This window comes from Brucella daejeonensis (genome assembly GCF_014199265.1).
In the GTDB taxonomy this organism is placed as follows: domain Bacteria; phylum Pseudomonadota; class Alphaproteobacteria; order Rhizobiales; family Rhizobiaceae; genus Brucella; species Brucella daejeonensis.
The window spans coordinates 211,343-232,670 of the sequence record NZ_JACIJG010000004.1 but is presented as its reverse complement, the minus strand read 5'-3'; the positions used below and the strand labels follow the sequence as shown (position 1 = coordinate 232,670).

Sequence of the window (21,328 nt, the reverse complement as noted above, 5' to 3'; positions counted from 1 at the left end):
TTTGCGCCGAAACTTGCCTCGGCGTTATGAAAGGACCACAAAATGGCTGGCATGAGTGATTTCATCGATAATGAAGTAAAGACCAACGACGTCGTGCTTTTCATGAAGGGCACGCCGGGTTTCCCGCAATGCGGTTTCTCCGGTCAGGTGGTCCAGATTCTCGACTATCTCGGCGTGGATTATAAGGGCGTCAATGTCCTCTCCTCCGACGACCTGCGTCAGGGCATCAAGGAATATTCGAGCTGGCCGACCATCCCTCAGCTCTATGTGAAGGGCGAGTTTGTCGGCGGCTGCGATATCGTGCGTGAAATGTTCCAGTCCAACGAATTGCAGGCACTTTTTACCGATAAGGGTATTGCCACCAAGGCTGCTTGAGGATTAATTGCCGGTTATACGGCTTTAGCCTCACTTTTTTCAAAGGCGCCGTTCCGCGGCGCCTTTTGTATTTGCTAGATGCTGTGCGACAGATTTTCATCTGTCGGCTTCTGCTTTCTAATCTGTTTCTTGCATCGTGTCTTTCAGACGCGAAGCACCACTTTGCCAGGGAATGCCAGTCATGCCGCTCGACATCAAGAACGGTTCGCCGGACCAGAAGACCTCCATGCACGGGAGGGGTGAGTTCATCGCTCTCATCGCCGCCATCATGGCCATCAATGCGCTGGCGGTCGACATCATGCTGCCCGGTTTGCCGCAGATCGGCGCAAGCCTTGGTGTCCAGTCCGAGAATCACGTCCAGTTCGTCATTACCGCCTATCTGCTCGGTTTCGGTGTTTCGCAGCTGTTCTATGGGCCGCTGAGCGATCGTTTCGGTCGCCGCCTGCCGCTTTTCGGCGGACTGGCAATCTATATCGTTGCGGCTCTCGGCGCGGCTGTCGTGACCGACTTCACAGCGCTGATCGTCCTGCGCGTGTTGCAGGGGCTGGGCGCGGCAGCGACGCGCGTCATCGCCGTATCCGTCGTTCGCGACAAGTTCGCCGGGCGCCAGATGGCCGAGGTCATGTCGCTCGTCATGATGGTTTTCATGATCCTGCCCGTCGTTGCGCCCGCCACCGGCCAGCTCATCATGCTGTTTGGCGAATGGCACCTCATCTTCCTGTCGATGGCCCTCATGGCGCTGGTCGTCGGCATATGGGCTTATGTCCGCTTGCCCGAAACCCTGCCCGCCAGCCACCGCCGCCCGTTGACGGTGAAAAGTGTGCTTGGCGGCTTCGGCATCGTTCTTTCCAACCGCGTCGCGCTGTTCTACATGCTCGGAACCTCCTTCATCCTCGGAGCGCTGTTCGGCTATATCAATTCGGCACAGCAGATTTTCGTCGACATCTACAAGCTTGGCGCGTTGTTTCCGCTGGCTTTCGCCGCCGTTGCCATGACGCTGGCGCTTGCCTCGTTCCTGAATTCGCGCCTTGTGGGCCGTTACGGGATGCGCAGGATCTCGCAGACCATGCTCCTGGTCTTCACCGGCTTCAGCCTGCTATGGATGGTGCTGTCCGTCACGGTGGAAGGCCCGGTACCCTTCCCGATCCTTATGGCGATCTACATGACGATCATGTTCTCGTTCAGCCTCGTGACCGCAAATTTCAACGCGCTGGCCATGGAGCCGCTCGGTGAGGTCGCCGGTACCGCCTCTTCCGTGCTCGGATTTGCGCAAACGGTGATCGGCGCCGCACTTGGCGCGATTATCGGCCAGGCGTTCGACGGCACGACCACGCCGGTCGCGACCGGCTATTGCGTGCTTGGCTTTATCGCCCTTGGATGCGTCCTCATCGCCGAACGCGGCCGGTTGTTCCGGGTCCAGAACCCTCCTGCCGATCACGTGATCTGATTATAAATCAGGAATAAACAATAAAAGCCCGCTCATAGTTAGTGGGCTTTTATTATGCCATGCACATGCTATCAGTTGGTGTTTCAACGGGAAAAGCAGAACGCGCCCGCCAGCAGGCGCATCGGAGAGGATGAGCCACTCCGACCTCGGCAAGGGCTTTGCCGTCGAACCGGAGTGACACAAATGGGTTTCATGCCCGTTAGTATCACGCTGACGATAAAGAAAACCCGCACGGGCTGGCAATGCTACGTGCGGGTCACATTCTTTACGTAAGCGAAACGGGTTGGGAGTTCGCGCTTCCAACCCACTCCGCCAACATAATGCCCAAGCACCAAAAATGCAAGCTGGCGGACTTCCTGCTACTCCTCCCAGAGCGCCGCCTGTATGGCGTTCCAGCTTTCCCTGTCCGGGGCGACCAGCAGCCCGCCTCCGGTATGCGACGGCAGATATTCGCTACCATCCCAGCGGGCGGAATAGCCGCCTGCTTCGCGGTGGATGAGCGCGCCGGGAAGATGATCCCACGGCATCAACTTGTTATAGACCAGAAAATGCGCGCCGCCGGTCGCGAGAATACGGTAGTCGTGTGCGGCGCAGCGATAACCGATCTGCGAAAGAAACCTGGTATGATTGCGTGCCAGACGCGAGCGCAACGGCTCCTCCGTATACTGCCAGGAAACGCCGCCGGTCATGCGCGAAATATCGACCGAAGGGGCGACATTGACCTTGCTGCGCTGTCCGTTGGCATGACGGATGTAGCTGCCGCCTCCCTTCACGGCCATGATCCAGTCCTTGCCGACCGGGTCGTGAATGATGCCCGCGACCGTCTCTCCTCTGGACACGACCGCCAGCATGACGCCAAAGAGCGGCACGCCGGAAGCGAAATTGAACGTCCCGTCAACAGGGTCGATGGTGAATGCAAGTTCCGCATCGCCCAGCCCGGCCAGCAGAGCCGGATTATCGGAGCAAGCCTCCTCGCCCACGATCACTGCGTCTGGAAAAGTCTCCTTCAGCCGGTCCGTAATGAAGCGCTCAGCATTGATGTCGGCCTCGGTAACGAGATCGGCAGGCGATGTCTTCTGGCGAATGTCGCCTTCGCCCAACTGGCGAAAACGTGGCATGATTTCCCGCCCGGCCGCTTCCGCAAGCAGGTCGGCCAGCCAATCGATCTTTCCTTCATCAAAGCGCATCATCGCCCCCGTCATTCAGTGTCAGCCCCGCGAAATCGAACAGCTTGCGATCGAGCAGGTGGCTGGGGCGCACATTGGTCATGGCGCGGATCATCGTATCCTTGCGGCCCGGCATACGCTTTTCGATGTCGGCGAGCATCGCCTTCATGGCGTTGCGCTGCAAGCCGTCCTGACTGCCGCACAGATCGCACGGAATGATCGGGAACTGCATGGCCATGGCGAATTTTTCCAGATCCTCCTCCGCGGCATAGGCCAGCGGACGGAACACCATCAGGTCGCCTTCGTCATTGACCAGCTTCGGCGGCATTGCGGCAAGGCGTCCGCCATGGAACAGGTTCATGAAAAAGGTTTCGAGAATGTCTTCCCGGTGATGGCCCAGAACGACCGCAGAACAGCCCTCCTCACGCGCGACACGATAAAGATTGCCGCGACGCAGCCGCGAGCAGAGCGAGCAATAGGTGCTCGTTTCCGGCAGCTTGTCAGTGACGATGGAATAGGTGTCCTGATATTCGATCCGGTGTTCGATCCCATAACGATTGAGAAAATCCGGCAGAATATGCTTCGGAAAATTGGGCTGGCCCTGATCCAGATTGACCGCCAGCAACTCGACTGGCAACAGGCCGCGCCATTTCAGGTCGAGCAAAAGCGCCAACAGGCCATAAGAATCCTTTCCGCCCGAAAGGCAGACCATCCAGCGCTCACCGGGCTTCACCATCGAAAAATCCTCGATGGCCTGACGTGTCAGACGCAGGAGCCGCTTGCGCAGCTTGTTGAATTCCACCGTGGCCGGCACATCGCGAAATAGCGGGTGACAGCCGCTGCCGTCGGTATCTTCGGCAATATCAGGATCGAAAGCGTTCATGGTGCTTCCCGAAAAATTGAGGATGTTGAAGGCTTAATAGCGAAAACTGGCCGCAGGGAAAACCGGCAAACCGCAATTCTTTGCACGGAGATGCCGCGTAAAGAAAAAGCCGCGCTGCATATACAGCGCGGCTTTCGATTTCGGCATATATCCGGCGCGCCTGAACGCGCTCAGGATTAACGCGAGTAGAATTCGACCACGAGGTTCGGTTCCATCTGGACGGCGTAAGGCACATCCGAAAGGGTCGGAACGCGGGAATAGGTCGCGACCAGCTTGTTGTGATCGGCTTCGATGTAGTCCGGCACATCGCGTTCGGCGAGCTGAACAGCTTCCAGAACGATGACGAGCTGCTTCGACTTTTCGCGGACTTCAACAACGTCACCGACCTTCAGGCGGTAAGACTGGATGTTGACGCGGCGACCGTTCACGTTCACGTGGCCGTGGTTGATGAACTGGCGGGCAGCGAAGATCGTCGGAACGAACTTGGCGCGGTAAACGACGGCGTCCAGACGCGATTCCAGCAGACCGATCAGGTTTTCGCCGGTATCGCCCTTGCGGCGAGCAGCTTCTTCATAGGTCTTGCGGAACTGCTTTTCAGAGATGTCGCCGTAGAAACCCTTGAGCTTCTGCTTGGCGCGCAGCTGCACGCCGAAGTCCGAAAGCTTGCCCTTGCGGCGCTGGCCGTGCTGGCCCGGGCCATATTCACGACGGTTGACCGGGGACTTCGGACGGCCCCAGATGTTTTCGCCGAGACGGCGATCAATTTTGTACTTAGCGGATTCGCGCTTGCTCATCGCATTTCCTTCAAAAAGTTATAGCGCCCGAAGACGCTGGAGGAAACGCGCCCTCCTCTGCCCTCCGTTTTCGAGGACTGACAGGATGAAAGCGCGCGAGCGCAACTTCATCCACGGGACACGTCAAATGAACCACCGGCGCGAATGCGCACCAGCGATGGCGGGTGTTTAGTCGTGCAACTGTCATCTTGTCAAGATCGCAGTGCCGCAAAAGCCGGAAAAACCGGCCTGCCCTATGCTTTTCCTACCATTTGCAACGAACTGCCATCAAGCGTGAAGGAACGTCTCGGCCTTTTTATCATTAGTGACAAGGCTTTATCATCCAAGAGGCGTTCATGGCTGTCTTCTCCTTCACCCCCCTCAAGCGCATGGCAATGGTCCTGTTGGGGGTTCTGTTGGCGGTTCTGTTGATACTGGGCTTTATTCCCATACCGCATATATCCGGCGACGCCGCGCAGGCCGAAACGTTTATCGAAAAGATGCTGAAGCAGGATGCACACAAGGCAAGGCAGCGCAGCAAGGCCCCATCGGCAGAACGCAGCGGCAAGGCACCGGTCAGGAGACGCGGCCAGACGGTCGAAAAAAGAGATACCGGTCCCGGGACCGTACCTGTTTCAACCCCTGCCCCTCGCCCCGCCCATACACCGGAAAAGCCGGAGGAAAGGGAAACAGCACCGGTTCCCGCCGAGCCACCGCGCCGGGCGGAAAAGCCCGAAGCGCCGACGACCGAGCCTGCGCCGCCGCAGGCGAAGCCGGAGAAGGACGAGCGGGTCTATCAGGTGTCTTGTCCTGCGCTGATTTCGGGCGATGTGGCGGGCAAATTGCTGCCGCCAATCGAGGATGGAGAGCAATGCGGTGCGCATTCTCCGCTTTCCCTGACCGCCATCGGCAAGGAAGAACCGCTGAAACTCGCCAATGCGATCACCACGAATTGCGCCATGGCCGTGACGCTGGCGCAGTGGAGCGTCGAAGTGAACAAGGCCGTGCGGGACGTTTACGGGACTGACGTGAAGATCAGCGAAATCGGCACGGGTTCGGATTACCAGTGCCGCAAGGTCAATGGCGGGGCCACGGGCCGCGTTTCGGAACATGCATTCGCCAATGCCCTCGATATCATGTCATTCAAATTCTCGGACGGCAGCAAAACGGAGCTTGAAACCGGCTGGAACGGATCGGACAAGGAAAAGACCTTCTGGCGTGCGGTGCATGGCGCAAGCTGCGGGCTTTTCATGACCGTAATCGGCCCGGACGGCGATGCCGCGCATAGCACGAACATGCATCTCGATCAGGGATGCCATGGCAAATCCTGTCTTGCACGCATTTGCCAATAAGATATCGTAAGCATCGGAAATTCATTAAAAAATCAAAATCGGACTTATATTCTGCCACCGTTTATCGATTCGATTACGCCATCCGCCGGCAAGCGGCGGACTTTAGAAGGACATAAGGCATGAAATCGACCCAAATCATACTTACATCCATTTTCGCGCTCGGCTTTTCCGCCGTCGCTCACGCCGACGCCGTTCCCACGCATTCGAAAGATTTTGCGGGAAACTATCAGACACTCGTCAAGGACCAGCAAGCCGCCCCACGGATCGCCGACTGCATCGCCAGCGCCTATGACTATGTGAAGAAAAGCAAGAAATATGATCGTCTCGGCTTCACCAAGGACGATATTTCTGGCGCCAAAACCAATGATAAACCATCGAAATTCAGCACCGGCGACGCGCGCAAGATGTCGGCGGTTATTTCTGTCGCCGGCGAAGCGCGGAACAGGAATGCATCCGCGAAATGGGACAGCATCGTGCTTCGCTGCGGCATCGCCCACGGCAAGCTCAAAGCCATAGAACTGGTGCCGAACACGGTCGGCAAATAAGGCCTCTGCGGCCAGTCTGGCGAGTTCTCGTGGAAGGCGCTCGCCAGCCAGTCAATGTTTCTTCCCGTCTTCCTTATGTTGCGGCAAGCCCTTGCGCTTGGTTCCGGCGAATTCTTCCAGTTCCTTTTCGCTCATCGATTCATACATTTCCTTCGACGCGCCGAAGAGTTCGCTCTTCTTCATTTCGCCGCGCTTGGCGGCAAGTGCGGCGCCAGCCGCTTTCTGCTGAGCCTGGGATTTTGCGGGCATGGGATTTTCTCCTGTTTGACAAGCAAACGCAAACAGGGTTGGCCGGTTCCTTTCTATTCGTCATGTCCATCGAAACGTGAACGTGCGTCCCGAAGGGCGGCGCGGTTCCTGACGGCCCACTGCCCCAGAACATCGACCGGTCCGGCCAGGGAGTGCCCCAGATCGGTCAAGGCATATTCCACTTCCGGTGGAGAGGTCGGGCGCACATGCCGCGAAACAAGGCCGTCGCGTTCCAGCGACCGCAGCGTAACCGTCAACATGCGCTGCGAAATGCCTTCGATAGCGCGGCGCAGCGCGTTGAAGCGCATCGAACCGCCTTGCAAATTGAAAATGACAAGAATGCTCCAGGTATCGCCGATACGGTCCAGCACCTCGCGGATCGGACAAGAACCTCCATCGTCCGTTTCGAAGGCGGGCGTCGAAGAAAGCAAAGGCATATCCCCTTCCGGGCGCGTCGGCATCGTCATTCTGTCTCCGAAAAACTGAATACGGGCATACCGGATACCGGCCGCCCGTCATTCGCACCTGTCTGCCTTGCCTTGCAGGCGGTTACTTCCATGTATCCTGACCATGTAAAAGTGCGTTCTTCACAAGTTCGGCAGCATTTCGTAATGCAGTTACCATAAATAACCTACTTATGAAACATACCTTGTATCGCCCGCAACGAAAAGGGCTGGAAAGGAAAATGCCATGGCTAAAATCGCACTGATCGGCGCAACCGGCTTCGTGGGCAGCGCAATTCTGAAGGAAGCCGCAGCGCGTCGGCATGTTGTTACGGCGCTCGTCCGCCACCCGGAAACAGTCGAGAAACTCGACAATGTAACCGCCGTGCAGGCAGATGTGTCCGACACCGACGCGCTTGCAAGGCTTCTGGCAGGACACGACATCGTCATCTCGGCCTATAATCCGGGCTGGAGCGATCCCAATATTCGCGAAAATCACATCAGGGGCAGCCGCTCCATAACGGAGGCAACCCGGAAGGCCGACATCGGGCGTCTCATCGCTGTCGGCGGGGCGGGAAGCCTCTCGATCAATGGCAGGCAGCTTGTCGACTCGCCGGATTTTCCGGCGGAATGGAAAGAAGGCGCGCTCGGCGCACGCGAAGCGCTCAACGCGTTGCGCAACGAAAACGATCTCGACTGGACTTTCGTTTCTCCGGCGATCCTTCTCCAGCCCGGCGAACGAACCGGCAAATATCGCCTCGGAACGGACGAACCGGTCTTCGACGACAAGGGAGAAAGCAAGATTTCCGTTGCCGACCTGGCTGCTGCCATTGTCGATGAAGCCGAACAGGGCAAGCACATCCGCAAGCGCTTCACGGTCGCCTATTGAGTATCAGCCACACAAATGCCATGCTTTTGACACGAGATTGACACAATATCGGTGGTGAAACAGACGTATCTCCACCGGTTCTTTCGTACAAACAGACCGCAAAACGGGTGTGCCCCCGTTTTGCCTTAATTACCTCAAACCAGCTCGACGTCCACCACGCCCTGAATGGCTTTCATGGCGCTGGCGATCTGCGGGCTGACGCGATAACGGTGCGGCAACTCGATCTCGACTTCACGCTGCCCGTTATCCTTGATGACGATGAGGCTCACCTGCCCGTCGCCCCGCGTGTTGAAATGCGGCGCGATATGGCGAACAGCTTCCGCCGAACGCAGATAAAGCCGCATGGCCTTCTGCATCCGGCAGGCCTCGTCTTCCAGCGACTGAACCGTCTGGATACGCAGGCCGATGCCTTCGGGCCGGTTTTCCGCCTGAACCGTGATCACCACCGACTTACCGCTTTCCAGCAGGTCGCGATATTGCGCAAGCCCTTCCGAAAACAGCACGGCCTCGAATTGCCCGCTCGCATCCGACAAGGACACGATACCCATCTTGTTGCCGGTGCGTGTCTTGCGCTCCTGCCGCGCCGTCACGGTGCCTGCCAGACGGCCGGCATTCGCGCCGCGTTTGACGGCGGCAGAAAAATCGGCCCAGTTCTGAACGCGCATACGGTCCAGTACGGCGCGATATTCATCGAGCGGATGCGCCGACAGATAGAAGCCGACGGCCTGGAATTCGCGATGCAGCATTTCCGAGGGTAGCCAGGGGGCTGCCTGCGGCAGAATGAGCGTTTCCCTGGGCGCGCCGGACAGGCCGAAAATATCGGACTGACCGCTGGCCGCATTTTCCTGCGTGCGCTGGGCAAACCCCATGATGCGGTCCATGCCCGCGCTCATTGCGGGACGATCGCGTCCGAAACAATCCATCGCGCCAGCATTGATCAGGCTTTCCAGCACACGGCGATTGACGATCTTCGGATCGATCCGCTCGCAGAAATCCTCAAGGTTTTCGAAAGGCTTCTGGCTGCGCATTTCCACGATGTGATCGACGGCGGCCTCGCCAACGCCCTTGATGGCGGCAAGAGAATAGAAAATCTGCTTCTCGCCCACTTCGAACGGACGGAACGATGTCTGGACGGAAGGCGGCACGACCTCGATGCCGAGACGGTTGGCCTCGCGGCGGAAATCGTTGAGCTTGTCGGTGTTCGACATATCGTAGGTCATCGACGCGGCGAGAAACTCGACCGGATGATGCGCCTTCATATAGGCCGTCTGGTAGGAGACGATGGCGTAGGCGGCGGCATGCGACTTGTTGAAGCCGTAGTCGGCGAACTTGGCGAGCAGATCGAAGATCATGTTCGCCTGCGCCTTGTCGACGCCGCCCTCAATGGCGCCATCCACGAAACGAACGCGCTGCTTGTCCATCTCCTCGCGGATTTTCTTGCCCATCGCGCGGCGCAAAAGGTCAGCTTCACCGAGCGAATAGCCGGAAAGCTCCTGCGCGATCTGCATCACCTGTTCCTGATAAACGATAACGCCCTGCGTTTCCTTCACCAGATAGTCGATCTTGGGGTGAATGGAGGCAATCTCCTCCTCACCGTTCTTGCGCGCATTATAAGTGGGTATGTTCTCCATCGGGCCGGGGCGATAGAGCGCCACGAGCGCGATAATGTCCTCGATCCGGTCCGGGCGCATACCGAGCAGCGCCTTGCGCATGCCCGCGCTTTCAACCTGGAACACGCCGACCGTCTCGCCGCGCGACAGCATTTCATAGGTCAGTTCGTCATCGAGCGGCACATGCGACAGATCGATGTCGATCCCCTTGCGCGCGACGAGCTTGACCGCCGTTTGAAGCACCGTCAGCGTCTTGAGGCCGAGGAAGTCGAACTTCACCAGCCCCGCCTGCTCCACCCATTTCATGTTGAACTGAGTGACCGGCATGTCGGAACGCGGATCGCGATACATCGGCACCAGTTCCGACAGCGGGCGGTCGCCGATGACGATACCGGCGGCGTGGGTCGATGCGTGGCGGTAAAGCCCTTCCAGCTTGAGCGCCATATCGAGAAGACGACCGACGACCGGCTCCTTCTCGCGCTCCTCGTTGATCTTCGGTTCGGTTTCGATGGCCTGCGCCAGCGACACGGGATTGGCCGGGTTCTGCGGCACCAGCTTGCAAAGACGGTCGACCTGACCGTAGGGCATTTCCAGCACGCGACCGACGTCACGCAGCACGGCGCGGGCCTGCAAGGTTCCGAAAGTGATGATCTGCGCAACCTGATCGCGCCCGTATTTCTCCTGCACATAGCGGATCACCTCTTCGCGGCGATCCTGGCAGAAGTCGATATCGAAGTCGGGCATCGAAACGCGATCCGGATTGAGGAAGCGTTCGAACAGAAGCGAAAAGCGCAGCGGATCAACATCGGTAATGGTCAACGCATAGGCGACGAGCGAACCCGCACCGGAACCGCGTCCCGGCCCGACCGGAATCCCTTGAGCCTTGGCCCATTTGATGAAGTCCGCAACGATGAGAAAGTAACCCGGAAACTTCATACGCGTGATGATGCCGATCTCATATTCGAGACGTTCGGCATATTGCTCCGCCGTATAGCCTTCCGAGATGCCCGCCGTCTCGAGACGCATCTTCAGGCCCTCGCGGGCCTGCCGCGCCAACTCATCGGCTTCTGCGGCAACGGCTGCTTCCGGGTCGTCGGATTCGCCCGTAAAGCGCGGCAGGATCGGCTTGCGGGTCTGGGTATACCAACTGCAACGCCTGGCAATTTCGATCGTATTGTCGAGCGCTTCCGGCAAGTCCGCGAAAAGCTCCGCCATTTCGGCGCGGCTTTTCAGATAATGATCCGGCGTCAGGCGGCGGCGGTCATCATTGGAAAGAATCTGTCCTTCCGCGATGGCCAGAAGCGCATCATGCGCCTCGAAATCCTCCGCCTTGAGAAAGAATGCTTCATTGGTCGCGACAAGGGGCAATTTCATCTCATAGGCGAGTGAGACGGTCTTTGCCTCCAATGCCCGGTCATACCCCGCAAAACGCTGCAATTCGACGTAGAGCCGGTTGCTGAAAGTCTCCTTCAGGAAGGCGAGCCGCGATTGCGCCCTGTCCGGCCTGTCGGCGGAGAAAGACCGGCCAATGGGACCAAGCGGCCCGCCCGTCAGAACGATCACATCTTTTGCCAGGGCGGGAAGCCAGTCCGGCTCTATATGAACCGGATCGCCCGCGGACGTATCCAGAAACGCCCGGCTGACGAGCCGCACGATATTGGCGTAGCCCTCCTCCGTCGCCGCAAGCAGCACGATGGGAGCAAGATCGAGGGCAAGCCTGCGATTGGCGCTGCGTCCGTTATCGTTGTGATCGCCGAAAGCTATATCGAGCTGACAGCCGATGACCGGCTGCAGACCGTCTTTCGATGCCTTTTGCGCGAATTCCAGCGCACCGAACAGGTTGTTGGTGTCTGTGACGGCGATAGCCGGCGCCTCGTCGGCAATCGCCTGCTTGATGATCTTGCCGAGCGGCAGAGCGCCTTCGAGCAAGGAATAGGCCGAGTGTACCCGCAGGTGCACGAAACGTGGCGCCGAAACACCGTCATTTGCTGCATTGCCTGCTGCATCACTCATTCAATCTACCCCGATCATCTGCTGAACCGCCCGGATGGACATACACCCGGCGCGGATAACCGCCTATGGCAATTACGTCGATGACGGATTTCTTTCGTCGTCCATCACGGCTGGCGGCTGGCGACTCTGTCGCCCTCGGACATCATTTTCGGGGAATGGGATGGCAATGTCCAGCAGGACCACCGCCACCTTGAAAAGGGTTCACAGGAACCCGCTATTTCCTTCAGATCGCGCTCACCCAGATGGCGAAAGTTGCAATGAACAGGCTTACCGAGATGAAGGACAAAACGTCGTAGACGAGATCGGTCATGCGGGAAACTCCTCTTTGTTCACGTATGTTTATTTTTTGTTCTATTTTTGTTCCAAAGTCAACACCCGTTCTGCACCGGCGATTATTTTAAGGTTTATGAATGGTGAATATACAACCGCAGGCGGGGGCTATCCGCTGCGCCAAAAATGCAGCGGGATCAGCCGACACCCCGCCCTTCGAGACGCCGCCTTCGGCGGCTCCTCAGGATGAGGTGCAGGCGACGCCGCCTTCGGCAGCATCCTCAGGATGCGGTGCGGGAAACGCCGCCAGCAGCGCGCGCCTCAGGATGAGGTGCAGGAGACGTCGCCTTCGGCAGCTCCTCAGGATGAGGTGCGGGAGACACCGACCACGGCGGCATCTCATGATGAGGTGCTACTGCATTGCGAAGGGGTTACAGATCGACGACCTTGCCGTCCTTCAGCGTCACACGGCGATCCATGCGGCGGGCAAGTTCGTGATTATGGGTCGCGATCAGCGCAGCCAGCCCCGACTGGCGCACGAGGGCTTCCAGCGCGCCGAAAACATAGGACGAGGTGGTCGGATCGAGATTGCCGGTCGGTTCGTCGGCCAGAAGGACAAGCGGCGCATTGGCCACCGCGCGGGCGATTGCGACGCGCTGCTGCTCGCCACCGGAAAGCTCGGCGGGACGATGCGAGGCACGCTGGCCGATTTTCATGTATTCGAGAAGCTGCTGCGCGCGCGCTGCCGCCTGCTTCTTCGACAGGCCCCGGATCATCTGCGGCAGCATTATATTCTCCAGCGCGGAAAATTCCGGCAGGAGATGATGGAACTGATAGACAAAGCCGATATCGTTGCGGCGAACGGCCGTGCGCGCGTCGTCCGGCAACGCGCTGCACGAGCGACCGTCCAGCATCACATCGCCCCCATCGGGACGCTCCAGCAGTCCGGCAGTGTGCAGAAGCGTGGACTTGCCCGCACCGGATGGAGCCACGAGGGCGACCATCTCGCCGCGACGAAGCGTGAAATCGGCATCCTTGAGGATCACCAGTTCGCGGTCGGCTTCCTTATAGGCGCGGCTGACCTTCTCCAGCCGCAGGATCACTTCAGCCGCCATTATTCATACCTCAATGCTTCGACCGGATCGAGTTTGGCGGCGCGCCAGGCCGGGAAAATGGTGGCGATGAAAGACAGAACCAGAGCCATGACGATGACGGAAATCGTCTCGCCGGGGTCCATTTTCGCGGGCAACTGGCTCAGGAAGTAAAGCTCCGGGTTGAACAGCGTCGTGCCGGAGAGCCACGAGAAAAACTCCCGCAGCCGCTCGACATTGAGGCAGACCAGAACGCCGAGGACGACGCCTGCTACCGTGCCGGTGACGCCGATGGCAGCACCAGTCATCAGGAATATGCGCATCACCGCGCCGCGCGTCGCGCCCATTGTGCGCAGGATGGCGATGTCGTGCCCCTTGTCCTTCACCAGCATGATGAGGCCGGAAATGATGTTGAGCGCGGCCACGAGCACTATCAGCGTGAGGATCATGAACATGACATTGCGTTCGACCTCGAGCGCGGAAAAGAAAGTCTGGTTACGCTGGCGCCAGTCGGTAAGCGAAAGCTGGCGCGCCGCCACCTCCTCCACCGGCGCGCGCATCGCATCCACCTTGTCGGGATTATCGACAAAGATTTCCAGCGATTGCACCTTGCCTTCCTGATTGAAGAAAAGCTGCGCCTCGGAAAGCGGCATCATGACGATAGACGCGTCATATTCCGACATGCCGATTTCGAAGATCGCGGTGACCGGATAGGCTTTCACACGCGGATTGACGCCGAAGGGCGTCACATCGCCATCGGGCGAGATCACGCGCAGCGTATCGCCGATGGAAAGGCCAAGATTTTCCGCCATGCGCGTGCCGATGGCAACGCCGCCGCTCTGGTCGAAGCCTTTCAGCGTGCCCTGGCGGATATTGCCGGAAACGAGCTTGAGCTTGTCGAGGTCTTCCTCGCGGAGTCCCCTCACCAACGCACCCGACCCGGCACCGATATTGCCTTGAACGAGCGCCTGCCCTTCCACGACGGGAATGGCGAACTTGATGCCGGAAATGCCGTCGATGCGCTTGATGAGGTCGGCGTAATCGTCCAGAGGGCGATCCATCGGCTGCATGATCAGGTGGCCATTGATGCCAAGGATGCGGGTCAGAAGCTCGGCGCGGAAACCGTTCATCACCGCCATGACGATGATGAGCGTCGCGACGCCCAGCATGATGCCGGTAAACGAGAAACCGGCGATGACCGAAATGAACGTCTCGCGGCGGCGCGCACGCAGATATCGCCATGCGATCATCCGTTCAAATGCCGAAAACGGACCGGACTTGGGCGCCGTTTGGGCTACCTTCGCCGTGTTCCCGGATTTTGCTGCCGCCGCGCTGCTCATGCCTGTGCCGTCAGCATGTTGATGGCGGCTTCAACGGTCAGGTTCTGGCGTTCTCCGGTCTTGCGATCCTTGATCTCGACTTCGCCTGCGGCCACGCCACGCGGACCGACGATCACCTGCGTCGGCAGGCCGATCAGGTCCATGGTGGCAAATTTCGCACCCGGACGGTCATCCGTGTCGTCGAGCAACGGATCGATGCCGGCATTGGCCAGCGCTTCATAAAGCTTTTCGCTCACCGCGTCGCAGGCTTCGTCGCCCGGCTTCATATTGACAATGCCCGCACCGAACGGCGCGATGGCCTTCGGCCAGATGATGCCTGCATCGTCGTGGAAAGCTTCGATGGCCGCGGCCACGAGGCGCGACGGGCCGATGCCGTAAGATCCCATGGAAACGGGGTGTTCCTTGCCGTCCGGGCCCTGCACTTTCGCGCCCATCGGTTCGGAATATTTGGTACCGAAATGGAAGATATGGCCGACTTCGATGCCGCGCGCGGAAAGCTGGTCGTCCGCATCGACTCTGGCCCATTCGGCTTCGTCGTGCATTTCGTCGGTCGCGGCATAAGGCGTGGTCCAGCGATTGACGATGTCGGTGAGCTGGGCATCGTTGCGGAAATCGGTATCCGCGCCCGGCACGGCGAGATCGAGATAGGCGCGGTCGCAAAAGACCTGGCTTTCGCCGGTTTCGGCCAGAATGATGAATTCGTGGGAAAGATCGCCGCCGATGGGGCCGGTATCGGCGCGCATCGGGATCGCCTGCAGGCCGACGCGGGCGAAGGTGCGCAGATAAGACACGAACATGCGGTAGTAAGCCATCTTCGCGCCCTCATAATCGAGGTCGAAGGAATAGGCGTCTTTCATCAGGAATTCGCGCGAACGCATCACGCCGAAACGTGGGCGCACTTCGTCGCGGAATTTCCACTGAATGTGGTAGAGATTGAGCGGCAGATCCTTGTAGGAACGCACATAGGAACGGAAAATATCCGTGACCATTTCCTCATTGGTCGGGCCGAAGAGCATTTCGCGCTCCTGACGGTCCCGAATGCGCAGCATTTCCTTGCCGTAAGCGTCATAACGACCGCTTTCGCGCCAAAGATCGGCCGACTGGATGGTCGGCATCAGGATTTCATTGGCGCCCGCGCGGTTCTGTTCCTCACGAATGATGGCGCAGACCTTGTTGAGCACCTTCAATCCGAGCGGCAGCCAGGCATAAATGCCGGCGGATTGCTGCCGGATCATGCCCGCACGCAGCATCAGCCTGTGCGAGACGATTTCGGCCTCCTTGGGATTTTCCTTCAGAATAGGCAAAAAATACCGCGACAGACGCATCGTAACCACCAATCAAGAGGGACAGCCTGAATGCTTCAAGAATCAGGCAAAAATTAAGCATATTTATCGGTTTCTTACCGGGTTATGTAGCGGTTGAAAACCCGGCTGGAGAAGCTTTCGCAGGGATGATTTTGGCCATCCACAACCATCGGGACGCGACGGAAGAACCGGGGCGTTTACATGGCGTTGCCAGATTCACATTCAAATTCAATATATTACAGATATATCAGTGAGCCTTCGAAAAAAATGCGAAAGAAATATGACGCGGTAGAAGAATTTTCGTGACAAAAGCTGTGCAGTTCGCTATTTTTTTCAGCATAAGAGCAGCAACGGAATAAAACCGTTGGTTTCACGCGGTCAAAGTCTTGGGAGGATGGATCCAGGCGCGATTTTCGCAGCCGCCAGTCAAATGGAAACGGATCGAGCGCGTATTTGATTAGCAAGGCGAAAGCCTTGCTTTTTTTTTGCACTTGCAGAACGCCGCCACCCTCGAAGCCCACCGATTTTTTCCCGTCAATAACCTATTGATTTTGTATGATTTATCAAAGTGCCTCTCCGGCCCATAAGTATTAAATTTCGCTTAAGTATAAATCGATTTATTAAGTATCTCTTCTTTAATTCCCCCTTATGCACCCACCGCGCATGGCGGCTGGGCAGGCCCATATTTTCAATGTGTTAGGCCTCGCGCTCTGCACGTCTTGCAACCTGCGATAGACGCATCCATTTTTCTTTGGACAAAAAGAAGGCCGCCTAAATTTTAGGCAGCCCCACATATGCAAGCCAGACGATGTCCGTGGGATCAGGTCAGATCGGGGAAGAAATGCGGGATGTCGTCGAGGCGAAATCCGCTGATCTGGGTCACGTAATAATAGACCAGAAAGATGACCGTGGCGACGGCGGTCGTCCGCAGGAATGCGCGGCCGACACGCGGCTTTGCCGGAGCACTGGCCACGGTGCCCAATGTGACGTCGTTCTCCTCGGCCTGCGTGCGCAGTCCTACCGGCAGGAGTGCGAACAGCGTCGTCCACCAGATGATGAAATAGATTGCGATGCCAGAGATCAGGGACATGATTACACCTCTTCAAGCTCGATCAGTGTACCATTGAAATCCTTGGGATGCAGGAACAAAACCGGCTTGCCGTGCGCGCCGGTCTTCGGCTCGCCATCGCCAAGGATGCGCGCGCCCTCCGCCTTGAGGCGATCCCGCGCCGCGATGATGTCCGCAACCTCGTAGCACAGATGATGCATACCGCCGGAGGGGTTCTTTTCCAGAAAGGCCGCGATAGGCGACCCCTCGCCCAATGGTTCCAGCAATTCGATCTTGGTATTTCCGACATCGATGAACACGACCGTCACACCATGTTCCGGCAGAGCCTGCGGCTCGGTCACTTCGGCGCCCAGCTTGCCGCGATAAAGAGCGACCGCCGCCTTAATATCGGGAACGGCAATCGCCACATGGTTCAGACGTTCGAGCATCAGCACCTCCCATGCCGGTCATTCATTTTGGTCCGGTTACCGTATCCTGTTCACGAATACGGTCACTACGGGCTTTTTGCCCCATGCCGCATTTGCCGCAGCGCGCACGGCGCGGCGAACGGATTCGCGCACAAGCTCGACATCCTTGCGGCGAACGCGCGGAATGCTGTCGATCGCCTCGACCGCGGCGTCCAGAAGAATATCTTCCATCAGATCGCCCTGCCCGTCCTCTTCCGGCAGACCGAACGTCACCAGATCCGGCTCATCCATGATCTTGTGCTCGCGATCCAGCAGCACCGAAACGGCCACGTGACCGACATAAGCGAGCTTGCGGCGCTCGACCATGCCGATCTCTTCCTCGTCGCCGATCAGTTTGCCGTCCTTGTAGATACGGCCAATCGGGGCCTCGTCGATGATCTCGGCCTTGCCGGGGGCAAGACGCAGCACATCGCCATTGCGTATCTGCGCGACTTCCTTGATGCCCTCCACCGCGCCGAGCGAGCCTTGCGCGACCAGATGCGCGGCCTCGCCATGCACCGGCACGAGAATTTTCGGGCGAACCCAGGAATACATGCGGCGCAATTCGCTGCGGCGCGGATGGCCCGACACATGCACAAGCGCATCGCCGTCGCCGATAATCTTGATGCCCCGGTCGATCAGGCGGTTCTTGATGTCGAGAATGGCTTTTTCGTTGCCGGGAATGGCGCGCGACGAATAGATGACCGTGTCGCCCGCGGTCAGGGCAAGGCTGCGCATCTCATCGCGCGCAAGCTTGGCAAGTGCGGCGCGCGGCTCGCCCTGACTGCCGGTCAGGATCATCACCACGTTTTCACGCGGAATATAGCCGTAATCCTCTTCGCTCAGATATTCCGGCAGGCCTTCCATATAGCCAAGCTCGGTCGCGACCGAAATGGCGCGCTTCATCGAACGGCCGACCACCAGAACCTGGCGTCCCGCATCGCGCGCCGCCTCGGTGATCGAACGGATACGGCCGACATTCGACGAGAAGGTCGTAATGGCAACGCGACCGCGCGCCCCTTCGATCAGTTCGCGCAGGCTTTCGCCGACCTGCCGTTCCGACGGCGATTCCCCTTCGCGCAGCGCATTGGTGGAATCGCAGATCAGCGCCAGCACACCCGCATCGCCGATGGCGCGAAAACGCGCTTCATCGATGACCGGACCGAGCGACGGTTCCGGGTCCATCTTCCAGTCGCCGGTATGAACGACCGTGCCGAGCGGCGTCGTGATCGCCAGCGAAACCGGCTCTGGAATGGAGTGGGTCACCGCGACGGCCTCGATCTTGAACGGGCCGATCTCAAACGTTTCACCAGCCTTGTAGGTCGTGACCGGGATATCCGGCGCACCGACTTCCGACTGGCGCTTGGCTTCCAGTAGGCCAGCGGTGAACGGCGTCGCATAGACGGGAACCTTCAGGCGCGGCCACAGGTCGAGCAGCGCGCCGAAATGGTCCTCATGCGCATGGGTGATGACGATGCCGCGCAGATTGTGCTTTTCGGCTTCAAGATAACGGATATCGGGAAGGATCAGATCGGCGCCGGGCTGTTCCGGTCCGGCAAAGCTTACGCCCATATCCACGACCAGCCATTCCCTGTTATCCGCAGGGCCGAAGCCGTACATGGCCAGATTCATCCCGATTTCGCCCACGCCGCCAAGCGGCAGAAAGACGAGTTCAGTACTATTGGATCGGGCCATGAAATTTCCTCTGTGGTTATTCCTGCTGTCTTGCTGCATCAACTGGACCTAATCTTGTCCCGTTGCAACCCCGGCAGGCAAAAGAATCGACTACTTACGCAATGTCGTAGCCGTTCCGAAATAAACATCGCCGGCCGTTACCGTAACCCGCGCGCCCTCGTCGTCGCGAATGACGAAGCGGCAGGCTTCGTCAATCGTCTCGAAACGACCTTCGATCACGCGGCCTTCCACCTGCATGGTGACATCCTGGCCGAGACCGTGCGCCCGCTTCAGCCAGCGCTTGCGGATATCGTCCAGACCGCGTCCGCCATTCCAGATACGGTAATTGACCGACCAGGCGTCGGACAGGGCCGCAAACAGCATTTCGGCGTCGCATTTGCAGCCGGTCGCGCGAAGCGAGGTCGCGGGATAAGGCAGATCGTCGGGGAACGCGACCACATTCGTGCCGATCCCGATGGCAATGGCGAACAGGTCTTTTCCCAGAATGGAGGATTCCAGCAGGATACCGGAAAGTTTCGCGCCATCGAGCAGCACGTCGTTCGGCCATTTGAGACCGATTTGCGGCGGCACGGCGGGACCGGCGGCGGCAAATACCGCATCGAGCGCATCGGCCATCGACAGTCCGGCAACGAAACCAAGCGTCGCAGCCGCTTTCATTTCGTAGGATTCAACGAGAAGAAGCGTGGAGGCCAGATTGCCTTCCGGCGTGGACCAGGCACGGCCCCGCCGTCCACGACCGCTTTCCTGTCTCTTGGAAACGAGCCAGAGCCTGCCCGGATCGCCCGCAGCGGCCCTTTCGAGGGCCACCGCATTGGTCGAGCCTACCGTCTCGAAACTCTCGACACGGTAGCCTTCATTTCCAGCGACGGGCGAAAGCGCAAAACTCATCTATGCTTCCGCCCCTGGCTTCGATCAGAAAAACGTCTTGGCTGCGGCTTCGGCAAAACCGCCGATCGGACCGGCAAGGAAGACGTAGAACAGCACGAAGGCACCGGTTACGCCCAGAACGAGACGCAGTTCGCCCGCGACCGGAAGAAAGCCCGTCGTCGGCTCATCGAACCACATGATCTTGATCATGCGCAGATAGTAGAACGCGCCCACGACCGAAGCCACGATACCGATGATTGCCAGCGGCAGAAGACCGGCCTGCACGGCGGCGAGGAAGGTGTACCACTTGCCGAAGAAGCCTGCGAGCGGCGGAATACCGGCAAGCGAGAACAGGAAGATGGTCATGATGGTCGCCAGAACCGGATTGGTGCGGGACAGACCTGCCAGGTCTTCGATGCTTTCCACATTGCCGTCCTTCGTCCGCATCGCGAGGATGAAGGCGAAGGAGCCGAGCGTCATGGCAAGATAGATCGCCATATAGATCATCACGCCCTTCACGCCGATAACCGTTCCGGCAGCCAGGCCGACGAGCGCATAGCCCATATGGCTGATGGAGGAATAAGCCATCAGGCGCTTGATGTTGCGCTGGCCGATCGCGGCAAAGGCGCCGAGGATCATGGAAGCGAGCGCGACGAAAATCACGACCTGCTGCCAGTCATGGGTGATCGGGGCAAAGGCTTCCGAGACGACGCGGATGATGAGCGCCATGGCGGCCATCTTCGGCGCGGCGGCGAAGAATGCCGTCACCGGGGTCGGCGCGCCTTCATAAACGTCCGGCGTCCACATATGGAACGGAACGGCGGAAATCTTGAACATGAGACCCGCGAGGATGAAGACCAGACCGAAGACCAGACCCAGTTCACGCTGTCCGCCGGAAACGGCCTGCGCGATTTCCGCGAAACCGATATGGCCGGTGTAACCGTAGACGAGCGAAATGCCGTAGAGCAGCATACCCGAGGAGAGCGAACCCAGCACGAAATATTTCAGGCCGGCTTCCGTCGAACGGATGCTGTCGCGGTTGAATGCCGCCAGAACGTAGAGCGCCAGCGATTGCAGTTCCAGACCGAGATAAAGCGACAGCATGTTGGAGGCCGAAACCATCAGCAACATGCCGAGCGTGGAAATCACGATCAGGACCGGAAATTCGAACTTGTCGAATTTCTCGGCCTTGGCAAAGCCGACCGACATGATCAGCGTCACGATGGAGCCGATCAGCGTCAGGACTTTCATGAAACGGCTGAAGCCGTCATTGACGATGGCGCCGCCGAATGCGGAGCCGTTCGCCGGGAACAGCACGATCAGAGCCAGCGCCGCAATAAGCACCGCGACGGACAGTCCGTTGACGAACGTCGTCGCCCGCTCGCCGGAAAACACGCCGATCATGAGCAGTGCCAAGGCGCCGGCGGCAAGGAGAACCTCCGGTGCCGCCAGGGTCAGATGAGCTATCAGATCAGTCTGCATGACCTTACGCCTCTATTCT

21 protein-coding genes are annotated in these 21,328 nt (G+C 58.8%); 6 read left to right on the top strand and 15 right to left on the bottom strand.

Translation table 11 applies throughout. The features are described 5' to 3' along the window. Positions 1-42: 42 nt before the first annotated feature. Together grxD and FHS76_RS06910 are read left to right on the top strand one after the other, a co-directional pair. On the top strand, positions 43-375 hold the full coding sequence (gene grxD, locus FHS76_RS06915) for a Grx4 family monothiol glutaredoxin (RefSeq protein ID WP_183649907.1): 333 nt from the start codon (positions 43-45) through the stop codon (positions 373-375). Between the two features lie 181 nt (positions 376-556). Further along, complete coding sequence (locus FHS76_RS06910) at positions 557-1,822, top strand: multidrug effflux MFS transporter (RefSeq protein WP_183649904.1); 1,266 nt, start codon at positions 557-559, stop codon at positions 1,820-1,822. A 359-nt stretch (positions 1,823-2,181) separates the two neighbouring features. Here FHS76_RS06910 and FHS76_RS06905 read toward each other — a convergent pair whose 3' ends face one another. From FHS76_RS06905 to rpsD, 3 genes are all read right to left on the bottom strand, one after another. After that, positions 2,182-3,009, bottom strand: coding sequence for an inositol monophosphatase family protein (locus FHS76_RS06905; RefSeq protein WP_183650169.1), 828 nt, complete (start codon positions 3,007-3,009; stop codon positions 2,182-2,184). Next, entirely contained in the window at positions 2,999-3,871 is an 873-nt protein-coding gene (ttcA, locus tag FHS76_RS06900; RefSeq protein ID WP_183649901.1) for a tRNA 2-thiocytidine(32) synthetase TtcA, read from the bottom strand. The genes FHS76_RS06905 and ttcA overlap by 11 nt, the downstream gene beginning before the upstream one ends. Before the next feature lie 176 nt (positions 3,872-4,047). Next, the gene (gene rpsD / locus FHS76_RS06895) at positions 4,048-4,665 is read right to left on the bottom strand and encodes a 30S ribosomal protein S4 (protein WP_183649899.1); all 618 of its coding nucleotides are present in this window, start codon (positions 4,663-4,665) and stop codon (positions 4,048-4,050) included. 335 nt (positions 4,666-5,000) lie between these two features. Between rpsD and FHS76_RS06890 the strand changes: the two genes are divergently transcribed. Both FHS76_RS06890 and bspC read left to right on the top strand, forming a co-directional pair. After that, positions 5,001-5,996, top strand: a complete 996-nt coding sequence (locus tag FHS76_RS06890) for an extensin-like domain-containing protein (RefSeq protein WP_407924991.1) — start codon at positions 5,001-5,003, stop codon at positions 5,994-5,996. A gap of 119 nt (positions 5,997-6,115) precedes the next feature. Further along, positions 6,116-6,541 carry a type IV secretion system effector BspC gene (gene bspC / locus FHS76_RS06885; protein ID WP_183649897.1) on the top strand — a complete coding sequence of 142 codons (426 nt, stop codon included), beginning with the start codon at positions 6,116-6,118 and terminating at the stop codon, positions 6,539-6,541. A 51-nt stretch (positions 6,542-6,592) separates the two neighbouring features. Here bspC and FHS76_RS06880 read toward each other — a convergent pair whose 3' ends face one another. After that, entirely contained in the window at positions 6,593-6,790 is a 198-nt protein-coding gene (locus FHS76_RS06880) for a DUF3008 family protein (RefSeq protein ID WP_183649895.1), read from the bottom strand. Positions 6,791-6,843: 53 nt separating this feature from the next. Further along, positions 6,844-7,257: a winged helix-turn-helix transcriptional regulator gene (locus tag FHS76_RS06875; protein ID WP_183649892.1), complete on the bottom strand. Its 414-nt coding sequence runs from the start codon at positions 7,255-7,257 to the stop codon at positions 6,844-6,846. A gap of 223 nt (positions 7,258-7,480) precedes the next feature. Between FHS76_RS06875 and FHS76_RS06870 the strand changes: the two genes are divergently transcribed. Next, positions 7,481-8,122, top strand: coding sequence for an NAD(P)-dependent oxidoreductase (locus tag FHS76_RS06870; RefSeq protein ID WP_183649889.1), 642 nt, complete (start codon positions 7,481-7,483; stop codon positions 8,120-8,122). Positions 8,123-8,256: 134 nt separating this feature from the next. Here FHS76_RS06870 and dnaE read toward each other — a convergent pair whose 3' ends face one another. Next, entirely contained in the window at positions 8,257-11,745 is a 3,489-nt protein-coding gene (gene dnaE / locus FHS76_RS06865; RefSeq protein ID WP_183649886.1) for a DNA polymerase III subunit alpha, read from the bottom strand. Between the two features lie 160 nt (positions 11,746-11,905). On the opposite strand from dnaE, the gene FHS76_RS06860 reads away from it, so the two are divergent. Continuing rightward, a complete protein-coding gene (locus FHS76_RS06860) occupies positions 11,906-12,265 on the top strand; it encodes a hypothetical protein (protein WP_183649883.1) in 360 nt (119 codons plus the stop codon). Positions 12,266-12,446: 181 nt separating this feature from the next. On the opposite strand, the gene FHS76_RS06855 is transcribed toward FHS76_RS06860, so the two are convergent. The 9 genes from FHS76_RS06855 to nuoN all read right to left on the bottom strand — a co-directional run bounded on the left by FHS76_RS06855 (position 12,447) and on the right by nuoN (position 21,309). Continuing rightward, a complete protein-coding gene (locus tag FHS76_RS06855) occupies positions 12,447-13,130 on the bottom strand; it encodes an ABC transporter ATP-binding protein (protein WP_183649880.1) in 684 nt (227 codons plus the stop codon). Continuing rightward, positions 13,130-14,446: a lipoprotein-releasing ABC transporter permease subunit gene (locus tag FHS76_RS06850; protein ID WP_183649877.1), complete on the bottom strand. Its 1,317-nt coding sequence runs from the start codon at positions 14,444-14,446 to the stop codon at positions 13,130-13,132. The genes FHS76_RS06855 and FHS76_RS06850 overlap by 1 nt, the downstream gene beginning before the upstream one ends. Continuing rightward, on the bottom strand, positions 14,443-15,771 hold the full coding sequence (proS, locus tag FHS76_RS06845) for a proline--tRNA ligase (RefSeq protein WP_183649874.1): 1,329 nt from the start codon (positions 15,769-15,771) through the stop codon (positions 14,443-14,445). Before proS ends, FHS76_RS06850 begins: the two co-directional genes overlap by 4 nt. A 215-nt stretch (positions 15,772-15,986) precedes the next feature. Further along, positions 15,987-16,271: a hypothetical protein gene (locus FHS76_RS06840; protein WP_183650183.1), complete on the bottom strand. Its 285-nt coding sequence runs from the start codon at positions 16,269-16,271 to the stop codon at positions 15,987-15,989. Between the two features lie 299 nt (positions 16,272-16,570). After that, on the bottom strand, positions 16,571-16,840 hold the full coding sequence (locus FHS76_RS06835) for a DUF1467 family protein (RefSeq protein ID WP_183649871.1): 270 nt from the start codon (positions 16,838-16,840) through the stop codon (positions 16,571-16,573). Between the two features lie 2 nt (positions 16,841-16,842). Beyond that, on the bottom strand, positions 16,843-17,247 hold the full coding sequence (gene mce, locus FHS76_RS06830) for a methylmalonyl-CoA epimerase (RefSeq protein ID WP_183649869.1): 405 nt from the start codon (positions 17,245-17,247) through the stop codon (positions 16,843-16,845). A gap of 36 nt (positions 17,248-17,283) precedes the next feature. Next, positions 17,284-18,960 carry a ribonuclease J gene (locus FHS76_RS06825; protein WP_183649866.1) on the bottom strand — a complete coding sequence of 559 codons (1,677 nt, stop codon included), beginning with the start codon at positions 18,958-18,960 and terminating at the stop codon, positions 17,284-17,286. A gap of 90 nt (positions 18,961-19,050) precedes the next feature. Then, a complete protein-coding gene (locus tag FHS76_RS06820) occupies positions 19,051-19,848 on the bottom strand; it encodes a biotin--[acetyl-CoA-carboxylase] ligase (protein ID WP_183649863.1) in 798 nt (265 codons plus the stop codon). Positions 19,849-19,872: 24 nt separating this feature from the next. Further along, the gene (gene nuoN, locus FHS76_RS06815; RefSeq protein ID WP_183649860.1) at positions 19,873-21,309 is read right to left on the bottom strand and encodes an NADH-quinone oxidoreductase subunit NuoN; all 1,437 of its coding nucleotides are present in this window, start codon (positions 21,307-21,309) and stop codon (positions 19,873-19,875) included. Positions 21,310-21,328 lie beyond the last annotated feature (19 nt).